This is a genomic window from Aeribacillus sp. JST-2, assembly GCF_056032925.1.
This window is the reverse complement of sequence record NZ_JBVVUU010000017.1, coordinates 29,781-44,713: the sequence shown is the minus strand read 5'-3', so window position 1 is coordinate 44,713 and position 14,933 is coordinate 29,781. Positions and strand designations below refer to the sequence as shown.

The window sequence follows — 14,933 nt, the reverse complement described above, 5'->3', positions numbered from 1 at the left end:
CTATGCTAAATCTGGAAAAAGTAAAAGATGCTGGACAGCTTAACGGTCTTGCCTTGGCTTATATCGGTGATGCGGTGTATGAAGTGTTTGTCCGGCATCATCTTTTATTGCGAGGGAATGCCAAACCGAGCAAACTGCATCATTTGGCAAAATCGTTTGTTTCCGCAAAGGCGCAAGCGGCTATTTTGCATTCCCTGTCAGAAAGCGGCTTTTTCAATGAAGAAGAACTTGCAGTCATCAAAAGGGGGCGAAATGCCAAGTCGGCTACGGTTCCAAAAAACACTGACATTCAAACATACCGATACAGCACCGCATTTGAATCTTTAATTGGATATCTTTTTTTAAAAGGGGAAGAAGAACGATTAAAAGAAATTTTAGAAGCTGCACTCAACATTCCGAAGAAAGGAGGCGTTTCATGTGAGTGATGAGTTTATTTACGGACGAAATTCTGTCATTGAAGCATTGAAATCAAGGCGCGACATTCACAAAATATTTTTGGCGGAACATTCCTTGACGGGACAAGCGCAGCAAATTTTAATGCTGGCTAAGAAAAAAGGGGTAGCCGTTCAGTTTGTACCCAAGAAAAAACTTGACCGAATCGTTTCCGGCAGCCACCAAGGAGTTGTTGCCCAAGTGGCTGCCTATCGTTATGCAAATTTTGAAGATTTGTTTAAAGCTGCGGATGAACGAGGGGAAATGCCGTTTTTTTTGCTGCTTGATGAAATTGAAGATCCGGCCAATCTCGGTTCGATCATGAGAACGGCTGATGCCGTTGGCGCACATGGAATTATTATTCCGAAAAACCGCGCAGTCGGTCTAACCAATACGGTGGCAAAAACGTCAACAGGAGCCATTGAATATATTCCTGTTGCTAGAGTGACGAACATGGCGAGGACGATCGAAGAGTTGAAGGAAAGGGGCATTTGGATTTACGGAACAGATGCCCAAGCAGAGGATGATTACAGATCAATAGATGGAAAACTGCCTCTTGCATTGGTGATCGGCAGCGAGGGAAAAGGAATGAGCAGGCTTGTGAAAGAAAAATGCGATTTTCTTGTTAAAATCCCAATGATAGGACATGTAACTTCGTTAAATGCCTCTGTTGCCGCCGGACTGTTAATGTATGAGGTATTGCGCAAAAGGCGTCCTTTAGGAGAGTAAGGAAATGGATATTTTGCTTGTTGATGGATATAACATGATCGGTGCTTGGCCGGAGCTGCAAAAATTAAAAGAAGAAAACAATTTGGAGGATGCAAGGAATATTTTGATTCAAAAAATGGCCGAATATCAAGCATATACTGGATATCGGGTGATTGTTGTTTTTGATGCCCATTTGGTAAAGGGAATTGAAAAAAAATATACGGATGCCCGTGTAGAAATTATTTTTACTAGGGAAAACGAAACCGCTGATGAGCGAATTGAAAAATTGGCAAAATCGCTGAAAAAGATTGATACGAAAGTCTATGTCGCTACTTCAGACTATGCAGAACAATGGACGATCTTTTCCCAAGGGGCCTTAAGAAAATCAGCAAGAGAGCTTTACGCCGAAACGAAGGCTATTGAAGAGAAGATAAGAAAAAAAATTAGAACGATCAAGGATGAGCGTCCTTTAACGAAAATACGGCTTTCCGGTGAGATAGCGGAAAGATTTGAAAAATGGAGGAGAGGAGATTTATCATAGCCGGGCGTTGTTGACGCTATTTAAAATCTTACAGTATAATATTTCTAACAATTTCCTTAAGTGCGGTCGGGGGGAGTTTTGCGTGAACAGTACTGACAACAAGGGGGAAAAAGTAAAAAAGCTTCAGATGCTGGAAGACGAACAAATTGTTGAACTTTTTCACAAAGGGGACAGTGATGCCTTAGATTTTTTAATTACAAAATACCGGAATTTTGTACGCTCGAAAGCAAGGTCCTATTTCCTTATTGGGGCTGACCGGGAAGACATTATACAAGAGGGGATGATTGGGCTATATAAGGCCATTCGTGATTTTAAAGAGGACAAGCTCAGTTCATTTAAGGCTTTCGCCGAACTATGCATTACTAGGCAAATGATTACGGCCATTAAAACAGCAACTCGCCAAAAACATATTCCTCTCAACTCATATGTTTCTTTGGACAAACCGATTTATGACGAAGAATCTGATCGGACATTAATGGATATAATATCTGGTACAAAGGTGATGGATCCGGAAGAACTCATCATCAATCAAGAGGAGTTTGATGATATTGAATTAAAGATGAGCGAGATACTGTCTGACTTAGAAAGAAAAGTGTTAACGCTTTATTTGGATGGGCGGTCTTACCAGGAAATTTCCGCAGAATTGAACAGGCATGTCAAATCGATCGACAATGCCTTGCAGCGTGTGAAAAGAAAGCTTGAACGCTATTTGGAGTTCAGGGAATTTACATCATAGGAGAATTTTTTCGTCATTGACATAAAAAAAGCCTTTTGATACAGTTTAATAGAATAAATAGCGGCAGGTGCTATATGCGAAAAAAAGTAATCCTTGCATGTTCCAAATGTGGAAGTCGGAACTATTCCACCATGAAAAAAACAACCGAAGAAAGGTTAGAAATAAAAAAGTTTTGCAAAACGTGCCAAACTCACACCATCCATCGGGAAACAAAGTGATGTTGATTCTGGAGGTAAACGAATGCAGCGCTTGATTGGATTTTTTCGCGATGTTGTAAAAGAAATGAAAAAGGTAAGCTGGCCGAAGAAAAATGAATTAGTCCGTTATACGATTACTGTCATAACAACTGTTGCCTTTTTTGCCGTCTTTTTTGCTATTGTTGACTTGGGAATTTCCGAATTGTTGCGTCTCATTCTTGAATAAAAGCGCTCCATCCATGGTATAATAATGATTATGTCATATATTGCATGCAAACCCGGTAAACGGGTTTTTTCATTGCCTAAATGATTGATTGAATAGGGAGGGAAGGACAAGGTCCTCTATTATGGAAAAGAACTGGTATGTTGTCCATACGTATTCCGGCTATGAAAATAAAGTAAAAGCTAATTTGGAAAAACGTGTTGAATCGATGGGGATGCAAGATAAAATTTTCCGTGTCATCGTACCTGAAGAGGAAGAGATGGATATAAAGAACGGCAAAAAGAAGGTTTCGAAGAAAAAAGTGTTTCCTGGATACGTGCTCGTAGAGCTGATCATGACAGATGACTCATGGTATGTTGTCCGCAATACACCTGGTGTTACAGGATTTGTCGGCTCTGCTGGTTCAGGTTCTAAGCCAACTCCGCTTTTGCCGGAGGAAGTTCAGGCAATTTTAAAACGAATGGGCATGGATGAGCCGCGTGTTGAGATTGACTTTGAATTGAAGGAAACCGTTAAAGTCAATGATGGGCCGTTTGCTAATTTTACGGGAGTAATCGAGGAAATTGACCGTGACAAAAATAAAGTAAAAGTGCTCGTTAATATGTTTGGGCGTGAGACACCAGTTGAACTTGACTTCTCCCAAGTTTCCAAATTGTAAAATGTTGAAAAACAAACTTGAAATCGTCACGGAATCGTGATAATATTTCATAAGTCAATATGTCTCTTAATAGAGGCAATATGATCATTGTATTTTTATTTTATCATATAAGAATGATGCTTGTATGAGTGGGAGGGTTGTCAAACCCTATTACCACATCACGGACTTAAGGAGGTGTGTCTCGTGGCTAAAAAAGTAATTAAAATTGTAAAATTACAGATTCCTGCTGGAAAAGCGAATCCGGCGCCGCCTGTTGGTCCTGCATTAGGTCAAGCTGGAGTAAACATCATGGGATTCTGTAAAGAGTTCAACGCTCGCACGGCTGACCAAGCTGGCTTGATAATTCCTGTTGAAATCACGGTTTTTGAAGACCGTTCATTTACATTTATTACGAAAACTCCGCCTGCTGCCGTACTTTTGAAAAAAGCAGCTGGAATTGAGTCGGGTTCCGGTGAACCGAATCGTAATAAAGTGGCAACCATTAAACGCGACAAAGTTCGTGAAATTGCTGAAACGAAAATGCCTGACTTAAATGCAGCAAGCGTTGAAGCTGCAATGCGTATGATTGAAGGCACTGCCCGCAGCATGGGCATTGTGATCGAAGACTAATCAATATGCATTGGAAGAGGGTTGCGAGTTTGTTCATTGATCATCAAGTTCGCAACCTTTATTCGTGGGAGGTCTCATTCCGTTAAAACCACATAAGGAGGATATGAATATGGCGAAAAGAGGAAAAAAATATCTTGAAGCTGCCAAGCTCATCGATCGCTCTAAAGCGTATGATGTGAAAGAAGCAATTGAATTAGTGAAAAAAACAAGCACTGTCAAATTTGATGCAACAGTCGAAGCTGCTTTCCGTTTGGGCGTAGATCCCCGCAAAAACGATCAGCAAATTCGTGGAGCTGTTGTGTTGCCAAACGGTACCGGCAAAACTCAACGAGTGCTCGTATTTGCGAAAGGCGAGAAAGCGAAAGAAGCAGAGGCTGCTGGTGCAGACTATGTTGGAGACAGCGATTATATAAACAAAATTCAACAAGGTTGGTTTGATTTCGATGTAGTGGTCGCAACACCAGATATGATGGGTGAAGTTGGTAAATTAGGACGTGTGTTGGGGCCAAAAGGCTTAATGCCAAACCCTAAAACCGGCACTGTTACATTTGAAGTTGAAAAAGCCGTGAAAGAAATTAAAGCGGGGAAAGTTGAGTTCCGTGTAGATAAAGCTGGCAATGTGCATGTTCCAATCGGCAAAATTTCTTTTGACAGCGAAAAATTAGTCGAAAACTTCACAACCATTTTCGACGCATTGCTGAAAGCGAAACCTGCAGCTGCAAAAGGAACTTACATGAAAAATATTGCTGTCACTTCAACAATGGGACCTGGGATCAAAGTTGACCCTTCCAGCTTTGTTGTAAAACAGTAAAATTGTTTGACAAACAGAAGGCAATTTACTAAAATAACATCGTTGTCATCGTTGTTCAAATTAAATAGATCTCATTTATACCGTAGACAGTAGGTGCCAAAACGGCTTAATATCCTACCGAGGTGTATGATATATAGATTAAGCACGTCAGCTTATTTGTATAATACCTCCATGTCTGCGGCATGGAGGTTTTTTCATTGCACCAAACGGTATAAGTGTTCATTTCCAAACTGCAGGAGGTGTAGGCAAATGAGCAGCGCTATTGAAAAGAAGAAACAAATCGTTGAAGAAATTGTCGGCAAATTCCGTGACAGCGTATCGACCATCATCGTAGATTACCGTGGTCTGAACGTTGCAGAAGTAACAGAGTTGCGCAAGAAGCTTCGCGAAGCAAACGTAGAATTCAAAGTCTACAAAAACACGTTGACTCGCCGTGCTGTTGAACAAACAGAAATCAACGGTTTAGAGGAATTTTTGACTGGCCCAAATGCGATTGCATTTAGCAGCGAAGATGTGGTAGCTCCGGCAAAGGTTTTGAGCGAATTTGCAAAAGACCACGAGGCGCTTGAAATTAAAGCGGGCGTCATTGAAGGCAACATTGCAACGGTTGAAGAAATTAAAGCAATTGCAGATCTTCCGTCACGCGAAGGATTGCTTTCTATGTTGCTTTCTGTTCTTCAAGCTCCAATTCGCAATTTCGCGCTTGCAACAAAAGCTGTTGCAGACCAAAAAGAAGAACAAGGCGCTTGAGCCGGATTTTGTAGGATATCGAAATAAAATTTGAAAATGTTAAGGAGGAAAAACAAATGACAAAAGAACAAATTATCGAAGCGATTAAAGAAATGACAGTTCTTGAACTTAATGATTTAGTAAAAGCAATCGAAGAGGAATTTGGAGTTACTGCTGCTGCTCCTGTTGCTGTCGTAGGAGGGGCTGCCGGCGGTGAAGCTGCTGCTGAAAAAACCGAATTTGATGTTGTTCTTGCCAATGCTGGCGCTCAAAAAATCAAAGTTATTAAAGTTGTCCGTGAAATCACTGGTCTTGGCTTGAAAGAAGCAAAAGAATTAGTAGACAACACTCCAAAACCGCTTAAAGAAGGCGTATCGAAAGAAGAAGCAGAAGAACTTAAAGCGAAACTTGAAGAAGTTGGCGCTGAAGTAGAAGTTAAGTAATTTCTAAATTTAGTAAGGAGAAGAGCTCGCTATTCAATTGGCGGGCTTTTCTTTTATCTTTAAAATGTTAAAGATCAAAAGGTCATCTATATTTTATCCGCATCAAGAGGGAAGCCGACAAGGGGGTCGTTCTATGAATGATCATTATTTTTCCAAAAAACCAAAAGTGGAAAGCAACAGAAAAACGTTTCAATATAAGCTGAAAAACAATGTTCTTTTGTTTATTACAGACAGCGGGGTTTTTTCGAAAAAGGAAGTGGATTTCGGGACGAGGCTGTTGATTGAAACTTTCACGGCGCCTGATATAGAAGGCGATATATTGGATGTAGGCTGCGGATACGGCCCGATCGGATTGGCAATCGCCAAAACAGAGCCGCATAGAACTGTTGATTTAATTGACATAAATGAGAGGGCGGTCGAACTAGCTTACTTAAATGCAAAAGCAAACGGCATCTCCAATGTACGGATATTTCAAAGCAATTTATTTGAAAATATCGGTGCAAAAAAATATGCTGCAATTTTGACCAATCCGCCCATTCGCGCCGGAAAACAAACTGTTCATGAAATCTTTGAAAAAAGCTATGACCATCTGAAAGCAAACGGCGAGTTGTGGATAGTCATTCAAAAAAAACAAGGTGCCCCATCAGCGCTGAAAAAACTGCAATCTTTGTTTCGAACAGTCGAAAGAATGGAAAGGCAGAAAGGATATTTTATTTTGAAGGCAAAAAAAGATTGACGGAGTTTTTTTGGTGTGGTAACATAATAAAATGCCAATATATTAATTTCCATAGGTCGCTATTTTTCCGTACTTGTATACGATCAAGTTTTTCAGGGAATAATAATAAAATCAATGTCAGTGGTTTTCTTATAAAAGAAAAACCTTTTTTTCTTTTTTTAAAATAAAAGCTGTAATAGTATTTATTTTAATCGATTATGACTAAAAAATAAATACTATTTACAGGAAATTATTATGCTGATTTGAGGGGTGACTCAGTTGACAGGTCAACTAGTTCAGTATGGACGACACCGCCAACGCAGAAGTTATGCGCGTATTAAAGAAGTGTTGGAATTACCTAATTTGATTGAAATTCAAACCTCTTCGTATCAGTGGTTTCTTGATGAGGGTCTTCGTGAAATGTTTCAAGACATTTCTCCAATTGAAGATTTCACTGGCAACCTCTCGCTTGAATTTATCGATTACAGCTTAGGCGAACCAAAATACTCTGTGGAAGAAGCAAAAGAACGTGATGTGACTTACTCTGCTCCATTGAGGGTAAAAGTGCGTCTGATTAATAAGGAAACAGGCGAAGTAAAGGATCAGGATGTGTTTATGGGCGATTTTCCGCTTATGACGGAAACAGGGACATTTGTGATCAATGGTGCAGAACGCGTCATTGTTTCTCAATTAGTTCGTTCTCCTAGCGTCTATTACAGCGATAAAATTGATAAAAATGGAAAAAAAGGGTTTACAGCAACTGTTATACCAAACCGTGGCGCTTGGTTAGAGTATGAAACGGATGCGAAAGATGTCATCTATGTGCGCATTGATCGCACTCGTAAACTGCCGGTTACGGTTCTTTTACGTGCCCTTGGGTTTGGCTCTGATCAAGAAATCATCGATGTATTTGGAGAAAATGAGTATTTGAGGAATACATTGGATAAAGACAACACTGAAAATGCAGAAAAGGCGCTGCTTGAAATTTATGAGCGTTTGCGCCCGGGCGAGCCGCCTACAGTGGAAAATGCCAAGAGTTTGCTGATTTCACGGTTTTTTGACCCGAAACGATATGATTTGGCCAGCGTTGGCCGTTATAAAATCAACAAAAAACTTCATATCAAAAATCGTCTCTTTAATCAACGATTGGCTGAAACGCTTGTTGATCCTGAAACTGGCGAAATCATTGCAGAAAAAGGATCGATTCTTGATCGAAGAACATTGGACAAAATATTGCCTTATTTAGAAAAAGGCATCGGTTTCAAAACGTTTTCTCCTAAAGACGGCGTAATTGATGAAGATATTACGTATCAGTGTGTCAAAATATACGCCCCAAATGATCCGGATGGAGAACAAATCATTAATGTTGTCGGCAATGCGAATATCGCAGAAGATGTAAAACATATTACACCTGCGGATATTATAGCATCTATCAACTACTTTATTAACCTTTTGTATGGAGTTGGAAATACCGATGACATTGACCATCTTGGAAACCGCCGTCTTCGTTCCGTTGGAGAGCTTTTGCAAAACCAATTCCGAATCGGTCTTTCCAGAATGGAGCGGGTTGTTCGCGAAAGAATGTCTATTCAAGACGCCAATACGATTACTCCTCAGCAATTGATTAACATTCGTCCGGTTATTGCGGCAATTAAAGAGTTTTTCGGAAGTTCCCAGCTGTCTCAGTTTATGGATCAAACGAACCCGCTAGCAGAACTGACTCACAAACGGCGTTTGTCGGCGTTGGGGCCAGGGGGGCTTACGCGTGAACGGGCTGGTTTTGAAGTGCGCGATGTCCACTACTCACACTACGGCCGCATGTGCCCGATTGAAACGCCTGAAGGCCCGAATATCGGATTGATCAACTCGTTATCAACATATGCAAAAGTAAACCGTTTTGGTTTTATTGAGACGCCTTATCGTCGCGTTGATCCGGAAACAGGAAAAGTAACAGATCAAATTGATTACTTAACAGCGGATGAAGAAGATAACTATGTGGTGGCGCAAGCGAACGTGCCGGTGGGCGAAGATGGTTCCTTTTTAGAAGACAATGTGGTAGCCCGATTCCGCGGAGAAAACATTGTCGTGAAAAAAGACCGTGTCGATTACATGGACGTATCGCCAAAACAAGTTGTTTCCGCTGCGACAGCGTGTATTCCGTTCTTGGAAAATGATGACTCCAACCGTGCGCTTATGGGGGCAAACATGCAGCGGCAGGCAGTGCCATTGCTCCAGCCGGAAGCGCCAATTGTTGGCACTGGAATGGAATACGTATCGGCAAAAGATTCCGGAGCTGCTGTCATTTGCAAACATTCTGGAGTCGTTGAACGAGTTGAAGCGAACAGAATATTAGTCAGACGATATGAGGAAATCGATGGAAAGAAAGTTAAAGGCGATCTAGATGAATACAAATTGCTGAAATTTGTCCGTTCCAACCAAGGAATGTGTTATAACCAACGCCCTATCGTTTCAGTCGGGGATGAAGTGGAAAAAGGAGAAATTTTAGCTGATGGGCCTTCGATGGAAAAAGGCGAGCTTGCTTTAGGCCGAAATGTGCTTGTCGCCTTTATGACTTGGGACGGATACAACTATGAAGACGCAATTATTATGAGCGAGCGTCTTGTAAAAGAAGATGTGTATACATCTATCCATATTGAGGAATATGAATCAGAATCTCGTGACACAAAATTAGGTCCAGAAGAAATTACCCGTGATATTCCGAATGTTGGAGAAGATGCTCTCCGCAACTTGGATGAAAGAGGCATTGTCCGCATCGGGGCGGAAGTAAAAGACGGAGACTTGCTTGTAGGGAAAGTGACGCCTAAAGGAGTAACGGAACTTACAGCAGAAGAACGGCTGCTGCACGCAATATTTGGTGAAAAAGCTCGTGAAGTGCGCGATACCTCACTTCGCGTTCCGCATGGCGGCGGCGGTATTGTGCTGGATGTCAAAGTATTTAATCGTGAAGACGGAGATGAACTCCCGCCAGGAGTTAACCAATTAGTTCGCGTTTACATTGTTCAAAAACGCAAAATCTCCGAAGGGGATAAAATGGCAGGACGCCACGGAAACAAAGGGGTTATTTCCCGTATTCTCCCTGAAGAGGATATGCCGTTTTTACCGGATGGCACACCGGTCGACATCATGTTAAATCCTCTCGGTGTTCCTTCTCGGATGAACATTGGGCAGGTTTTGGAACTTCATTTAGGAATGGCGGCGAAAAAGCTCGGTCTTCATGTAGCAACTCCTGTCTTTGATGGAGCAACAGAAGAGGATGTTTGGGCGACAATTGAGGAAGCCGGAATGGCTCGCGACGCCAAAACAGTGCTTTATGATGGACGCACTGGAGAGCCGTTTGATAACCGTGTATCAGTTGGAATCATGTACATGATCAAGCTGGCTCACATGGTCGATGACAAACTGCATGCACGTTCAACAGGCCCATATTCCCTTGTTACTCAGCAACCTCTGGGAGGAAAAGCTCAGTTTGGCGGACAGCGCTTTGGCGAAATGGAGGTTTGGGCTCTTGAAGCATACGGTGCAGCCTATACGCTTCAAGAAATTCTCACCGTTAAATCGGACGATGTCGTCGGTCGTGTGAAAACATACGAGGCGATCGTAAAAGGCGAAAACGTTCCTGAACCTGGAGTCCCCGAATCATTCAAAGTATTAATTAAAGAGCTTCAAAGCTTAGGTTTAGACGTTAAAATTCTCTCGAGTGATGAAAAGGAAATTGAAATGAGAGAATTGGAAGATGATATGAATTCCGACCAATCAGACGGCCTTTCGTTGAATGCAGAAACAGCGGACGAGGAAATGTTGGAAAAAGAAAAAGATGCGGTTGCTAAAGAGTAAGGGTATTTTCGCAATGGAAGATGAAAAGGGAGGTAGGCCCCTTGCTAGATGTGAATAAATTTGAGTTTATGCATATTGGTCTTGCTTCACCTGATAAAATTCGCTCTTGGTCGTACGGTGAAGTGAAAAAACCTGAAACGATCAACTATCGAACGTTAAAACCTGAAAAAGACGGTTTGTTTTGTGAAAGAATTTTCGGTCCTACGAAAGACTGGGAATGTCATTGCGGAAAATATAAACGAGTACGGTATAAAGGTGTCGTCTGCGACAGATGCGGTGTTGAAGTCACCCGTGCAAAGGTGCGGCGGGAGCGCATGGGGCACATTGAACTTGCTGCCCCAGTCTCTCATATTTGGTATTTCAAAGGAATACCAAGCCGCATGGGCTTAGTCTTGGACATGTCACCTAGAGCATTGGAAGAAGTCATTTATTTTGCTTCCTACGTTGTCACAGATCCTGGCGATACACCGCTAGAAAAGAAACAGCTTCTATCTGAAAAAGAATATCGCAACTATCGCGAAAAATACGGAAATTCCTTCCAAGCATCAATGGGAGCTGAAGCCATTAAAAAATTGCTGCAAGATCTCAACCTTGATAAAGAAGTTGAAGCGTTGAAAGAAGAATTGAAGTCATCCCAAGGCCAGCGCCGTACACGCGCTATTAAACGCCTGGAAGTACTGGAGGCTTTTAGAAATTCCGGCAATGATCCTTCGTGGATGGTGTTGGACGTACTGCCTGTCATTCCGCCGGAATTACGGCCGATGGTTCAATTGGATGGCGGAAGATTTGCAACTTCCGATTTAAACGATTTATACCGCCGCGTTATTAACCGCAACAATCGTTTAAAAAGATTGTTGGATCTTGGGGCGCCTAGCATCATTGTTCAAAATGAAAAACGGATGCTGCAAGAGGCTGTTGATGCTCTTATTGACAACGGCCGCCGTGGACGTCCGGTTACCGGACCGGGAAATCGTCCGCTAAAATCACTATCCCATATGTTGAAAGGAAAGCAAGGGCGCTTCCGTCAAAACTTGCTGGGTAAACGGGTTGATTACTCCGGCCGTTCCGTTATTGTCGTCGGGCCGAATCTTAAAATGTATCAATGCGGCTTGCCGAAGGAAATGGCTCTTGAACTATTTAAGCCTTTTGTCATGAAGGAACTTGTGGAAAAAGGACTTGCTCACAATATTAAAAGCGCCAAACGGAAAATTGAACGTGTCCATCCAGAAGTTTGGGATGTATTGGAAGAAGTTATTAAAGAACATCCTGTTCTGCTTAACAGGGCGCCGACATTGCATAGATTAGGAATTCAAGCGTTTGAACCGACTTTAGTCGAAGGACGGGCCATCCGGCTTCACCCGCTGGTATGTACAGCTTATAACGCTGACTTTGACGGCGACCAAATGGCTGTTCACGTTCCTTTGTCTGCGGAAGCCCAAGCCGAAGCGCGTCTGTTGATGCTAGCTGCTCAAAACATTTTGAACCCGAAAGACGGGAAACCGGTTGTTACCCCTTCACAAGATATGGTATTAGGAAATTACTATTTAACAATGGAACGCGAAGGGGCAATTGGCGAAGGGAAAATTTTCAAAGACACGGATGAAGCATTAATTGCCTATCAAAACGGCCATGTTCATTTGCATTCACGCATTGCGGTTCATGCCGGTTCATTAAAGAATGAAACATTTACAGCAGAACAAAACAAAAAACTGTTGATTACAACGGTAGGAAAATTGATTTTTAATGAAATACTGCCGAATTCGTTCCCGTATATTAATGAACCGACATCTGAGAATATTCAAGAAAAAACACCGGATAAATTCTTTGTAGATCCGGCAAAAGTGGATGTACGGGAGTTTATCAAAAACCAAGAAATTATTTCGCCATTTAAAAAAGGAACTTTAGGGCAAATCATTGCCGAAGTCTTTAAAAGATTTCATATTACGGAAACGTCAAAAATGCTTGATCGTTTAAAAGATTTAGGCTTTAAATACTCAACAAAAGCCGGTATTACAATCGGTGTATCCGACATTGTCGTCCTTGCTGAGAAAGAGTCTATTTTACAAGAAGCCCAGACAAAAGTCGACAATGTGATGAAGCAGTTTAGACGCGGTTTAATTACTGAAGACGAGCGATATGACCGGGTTATCTCCATTTGGAGCGAGGCAAAAGACACAATCCAAAGCATGCTCATGAAATCGCTCGATAAACGAAATCCGATCTTCATGATGAGTGATTCAGGAGCTCGGGGTAATGCGTCTAACTTTACACAGCTTGCAGGTATGCGGGGACTAATGGCAAACCCTGCTGGACGAATCATCGAGTTGCCTATTAAATCAAGCTTTAGAGAAGGATTAACCGTATTGGAGTATTTCATCTCCACTCACGGAGCTCGAAAAGGTCTTGCGGACACTGCGCTTAAAACAGCTGATTCCGGTTACTTAACACGCCGTCTTGTGGATGTTGCGCAGGATGTGATTATTCGCGAAGAAGACTGCGGAACAGACAGAGGAATTTTAGCGAGAGCGTTGAAGGACGGTTCCGAAGTGATCGAAAAACTTGAGGAACGGATTATCGGACGTTATGCGCGAAGAACGGTTGTTCATCCTGAAACCGGCGAAGTGCTGGTCAAAGAAAATCAAATGATTACTGAGGACATTGCATCGAAAATTATCGAAGCCGGAATTGAAGAAGTTTGGATCCGTTCTGCGTTCACATGTAATACACGGCATGGAGTATGTAAAAAATGTTATGGACGCAATTTAGCAACTGGCACGGATGTAGAAGTAGGAGAAGCTGTCGGAATTATTGCGGCGCAATCGATCGGAGAACCTGGTACACAGCTTACCATGCGCACATTCCATACCGGTGGAGTTGCCGGCGATGATATTACACAAGGTTTGCCGCGTGTGCAAGAGTTGTTTGAAGCAAGAAATCCGAAAGGTCAAGCAGTAATCTCTGAAATCGATGGCGTTGTGAAAGAAATTAATGAAGTGCGCGATAAACAGCAGGAAATTGTCGTTGAAGGTGAAGTTGAAACGCGCACTTACACTGCTCCGTTTAATGCCCGCCTAAAAGTTTCCGTAGGGGACAAAATAGAGCGGGGCCAAGAAATAACGGAAGGTTCCATCGATCCGAAGGAATTGCTGAAGGTCAAAGATATTTTGGCCGTTCAGGAGTATTTGCTTCGCGAAGTTCAAAAAGTGTACAGAATGCAAGGGGTAGAAATTGGCGACAAGCACATTGAAGTAATGGTTCGCCAAATGCTTCGAAAAGTGCGTGTCATCGATTCGGGAGATACAGATGTATTACCTGGAACACTCCTTGACATTCATCAATTTACAGATGCGAACAAAAAAGTGCTGAAGGAAGGGAAGCGCCCAGCAACAGGCCGTCCGGTGCTGCTCGGTATTACAAAGGCCTCCCTTGAAACGGAATCCTTCTTGTCTGCCGCATCGTTCCAGGAAACCACTCGCGTGTTGACAGATGCAGCCATTAAAGGAAAAAGGGACGAACTGCTGGGATTGAAGGAAAACGTCATTATCGGCAAACTCGTTCCAGCCGGAACAGGAATGCAGCATTATAGAAAAATCAAGCCGGTATTGAAAGCCAACTTAGTAGACGACACTGTGTCTGTCGAATAAAAATGGAGAGATGGATGTCTGCATAAAAAGTAAAATTGCCAGTTGACATCCATCTCTTTCAATGATACTATTATCAAGGTGCGCACAAATCACCTGTTACTTTGGAGGATATCAAATATGTCTTATGAAAAAGTAGCGCAGGCTGAAGAGATTATAATTGGTACAAAGCAAACAGTGAAAGCTCTGAAAAACGGCAATGTTAAGGAAGTTATTATTGCGGAGGATGCTGAACCGAAAGTCACAATGAAAGTGGTGCAGCTTGCCGAAGAAAAAAAGGTTCCTTTAACTAGAGTCGATTCCATGAAAAAGCTTGGCAAAGCTTGCGGAATAGAGGTAGGAGCTGCAACTGTTGCTATTATAAAATAACCATTGTTTTTGTGGATGAAACCTGCAAAAACTTGTTTTTTGCCAAAACATGAGCCGCCTGGATGTGTGGGTTTAAAAAAATATGAAGGGAGGATATCCATATGCCTACAATCAACCAATTAGTGCGAAAAGGTCGCACTCGAAAAATTTCAAAATCAAAATCTCCTGCGTTAAACAAAGGTTACAACAGCTTTAAAAAGGAACAAACAAATGTTTCCTCGCCGCAAAAACGGGGAGTTTGCACACGTGTCGGCACAATGACACCG

Annotated in this window: 15 protein-coding genes, 1 pseudogene and 1 other annotated feature; all 16 genes and pseudogenes read left to right on the top strand. The window is 42.1% G+C overall.

Translation table 11 applies throughout. The annotated features are described in order from the left end of the window. Positions 1-2: 2 nt before the first annotated feature. Complete coding sequence (locus AC0KTX_RS10365) at positions 3-425, top strand: Mini-ribonuclease 3 (protein WP_474252122.1); 423 nt, start codon at positions 3-5, stop codon at positions 423-425. Further along, positions 418-1,161: a 23S rRNA (guanosine(2251)-2'-O)-methyltransferase RlmB gene (gene rlmB / locus AC0KTX_RS10360; RefSeq protein ID WP_474252121.1), complete on the top strand. Its 744-nt coding sequence runs from the start codon at positions 418-420 to the stop codon at positions 1,159-1,161. Before AC0KTX_RS10365 ends, rlmB begins: the two co-directional genes overlap by 8 nt. A gap of 4 nt (positions 1,162-1,165) precedes the next feature. Continuing rightward, the gene (locus tag AC0KTX_RS10355) at positions 1,166-1,681 is read left to right on the top strand and encodes an NYN domain-containing protein (RefSeq protein WP_474252120.1); all 516 of its coding nucleotides are present in this window, start codon (positions 1,166-1,168) and stop codon (positions 1,679-1,681) included. A gap of 10 nt (positions 1,682-1,691) precedes the next feature. Next, complete coding sequence (sigH, locus tag AC0KTX_RS10350; RefSeq protein WP_474252138.1) at positions 1,692-2,417, top strand: RNA polymerase sporulation sigma factor SigH; 726 nt, start codon at positions 1,692-1,694, stop codon at positions 2,415-2,417. Positions 2,418-2,491: 74 nt separating this feature from the next. After that, positions 2,492-2,635, top strand: coding sequence for a 50S ribosomal protein L33 (rpmG, locus tag AC0KTX_RS10345; RefSeq protein WP_474252119.1), 144 nt, complete (start codon positions 2,492-2,494; stop codon positions 2,633-2,635). Positions 2,636-2,657: 22 nt separating this feature from the next. Continuing rightward, positions 2,658-2,840: a preprotein translocase subunit SecE gene (secE, locus tag AC0KTX_RS10340; RefSeq protein ID WP_474252118.1), complete on the top strand. Its 183-nt coding sequence runs from the start codon at positions 2,658-2,660 to the stop codon at positions 2,838-2,840. Between the two features lie 121 nt (positions 2,841-2,961). Then, a complete protein-coding gene (gene nusG / locus AC0KTX_RS10335; RefSeq protein WP_474252117.1) occupies positions 2,962-3,495 on the top strand; it encodes a transcription termination/antitermination protein NusG in 534 nt (177 codons plus the stop codon). Positions 3,496-3,678: 183 nt separating this feature from the next. Then, complete coding sequence (rplK, locus tag AC0KTX_RS10330; protein ID WP_474252116.1) at positions 3,679-4,104, top strand: 50S ribosomal protein L11; 426 nt, start codon at positions 3,679-3,681, stop codon at positions 4,102-4,104. A 109-nt stretch (positions 4,105-4,213) separates the two neighbouring features. After that, positions 4,214-4,915 (top strand): 50S ribosomal protein L1, encoded by a 702-nt coding sequence (gene rplA / locus AC0KTX_RS10325; protein ID WP_474252115.1) that lies wholly within the window; start codon positions 4,214-4,216, stop codon positions 4,913-4,915. A gap of 62 nt (positions 4,916-4,977) precedes the next feature. Beyond that, positions 4,978-5,119 (top strand) — a sequence feature (ribosomal protein L10 leader region). Positions 5,120-5,164: 45 nt separating this feature from the next. Further along, a complete protein-coding gene (rplJ, locus tag AC0KTX_RS10320) occupies positions 5,165-5,665 on the top strand; it encodes a 50S ribosomal protein L10 (protein ID WP_474252114.1) in 501 nt (166 codons plus the stop codon). 56 nt (positions 5,666-5,721) lie between these two features. After that, on the top strand, positions 5,722-6,087 hold the full coding sequence (rplL, locus tag AC0KTX_RS10315) for a 50S ribosomal protein L7/L12 (protein WP_474252113.1): 366 nt from the start codon (positions 5,722-5,724) through the stop codon (positions 6,085-6,087). Positions 6,088-6,220: 133 nt separating this feature from the next. Then, positions 6,221-6,823 carry a class I SAM-dependent methyltransferase gene (locus AC0KTX_RS10310; RefSeq protein ID WP_474252112.1) on the top strand — a complete coding sequence of 201 codons (603 nt, stop codon included), beginning with the start codon at positions 6,221-6,223 and terminating at the stop codon, positions 6,821-6,823. A 258-nt stretch (positions 6,824-7,081) separates the two neighbouring features. Further along, positions 7,082-10,657, top strand: coding sequence for a DNA-directed RNA polymerase subunit beta (rpoB, locus tag AC0KTX_RS10305; protein WP_474252111.1), 3,576 nt, complete (start codon positions 7,082-7,084; stop codon positions 10,655-10,657). Positions 10,658-10,698: 41 nt separating this feature from the next. After that, entirely contained in the window at positions 10,699-14,301 is a 3,603-nt protein-coding gene (rpoC, locus tag AC0KTX_RS10300) for a DNA-directed RNA polymerase subunit beta' (RefSeq protein WP_474252110.1), read from the top strand. 117 nt (positions 14,302-14,418) lie between these two features. Then, positions 14,419-14,667: a 50S ribosomal protein L7ae-like protein gene (locus AC0KTX_RS10295; RefSeq protein ID WP_474252109.1), complete on the top strand. Its 249-nt coding sequence runs from the start codon at positions 14,419-14,421 to the stop codon at positions 14,665-14,667. Positions 14,668-14,768: 101 nt separating this feature from the next. After that, positions 14,769-14,933: pseudogene (locus AC0KTX_RS10290) on the top strand (30S ribosomal protein S12); the annotation flags it as partial.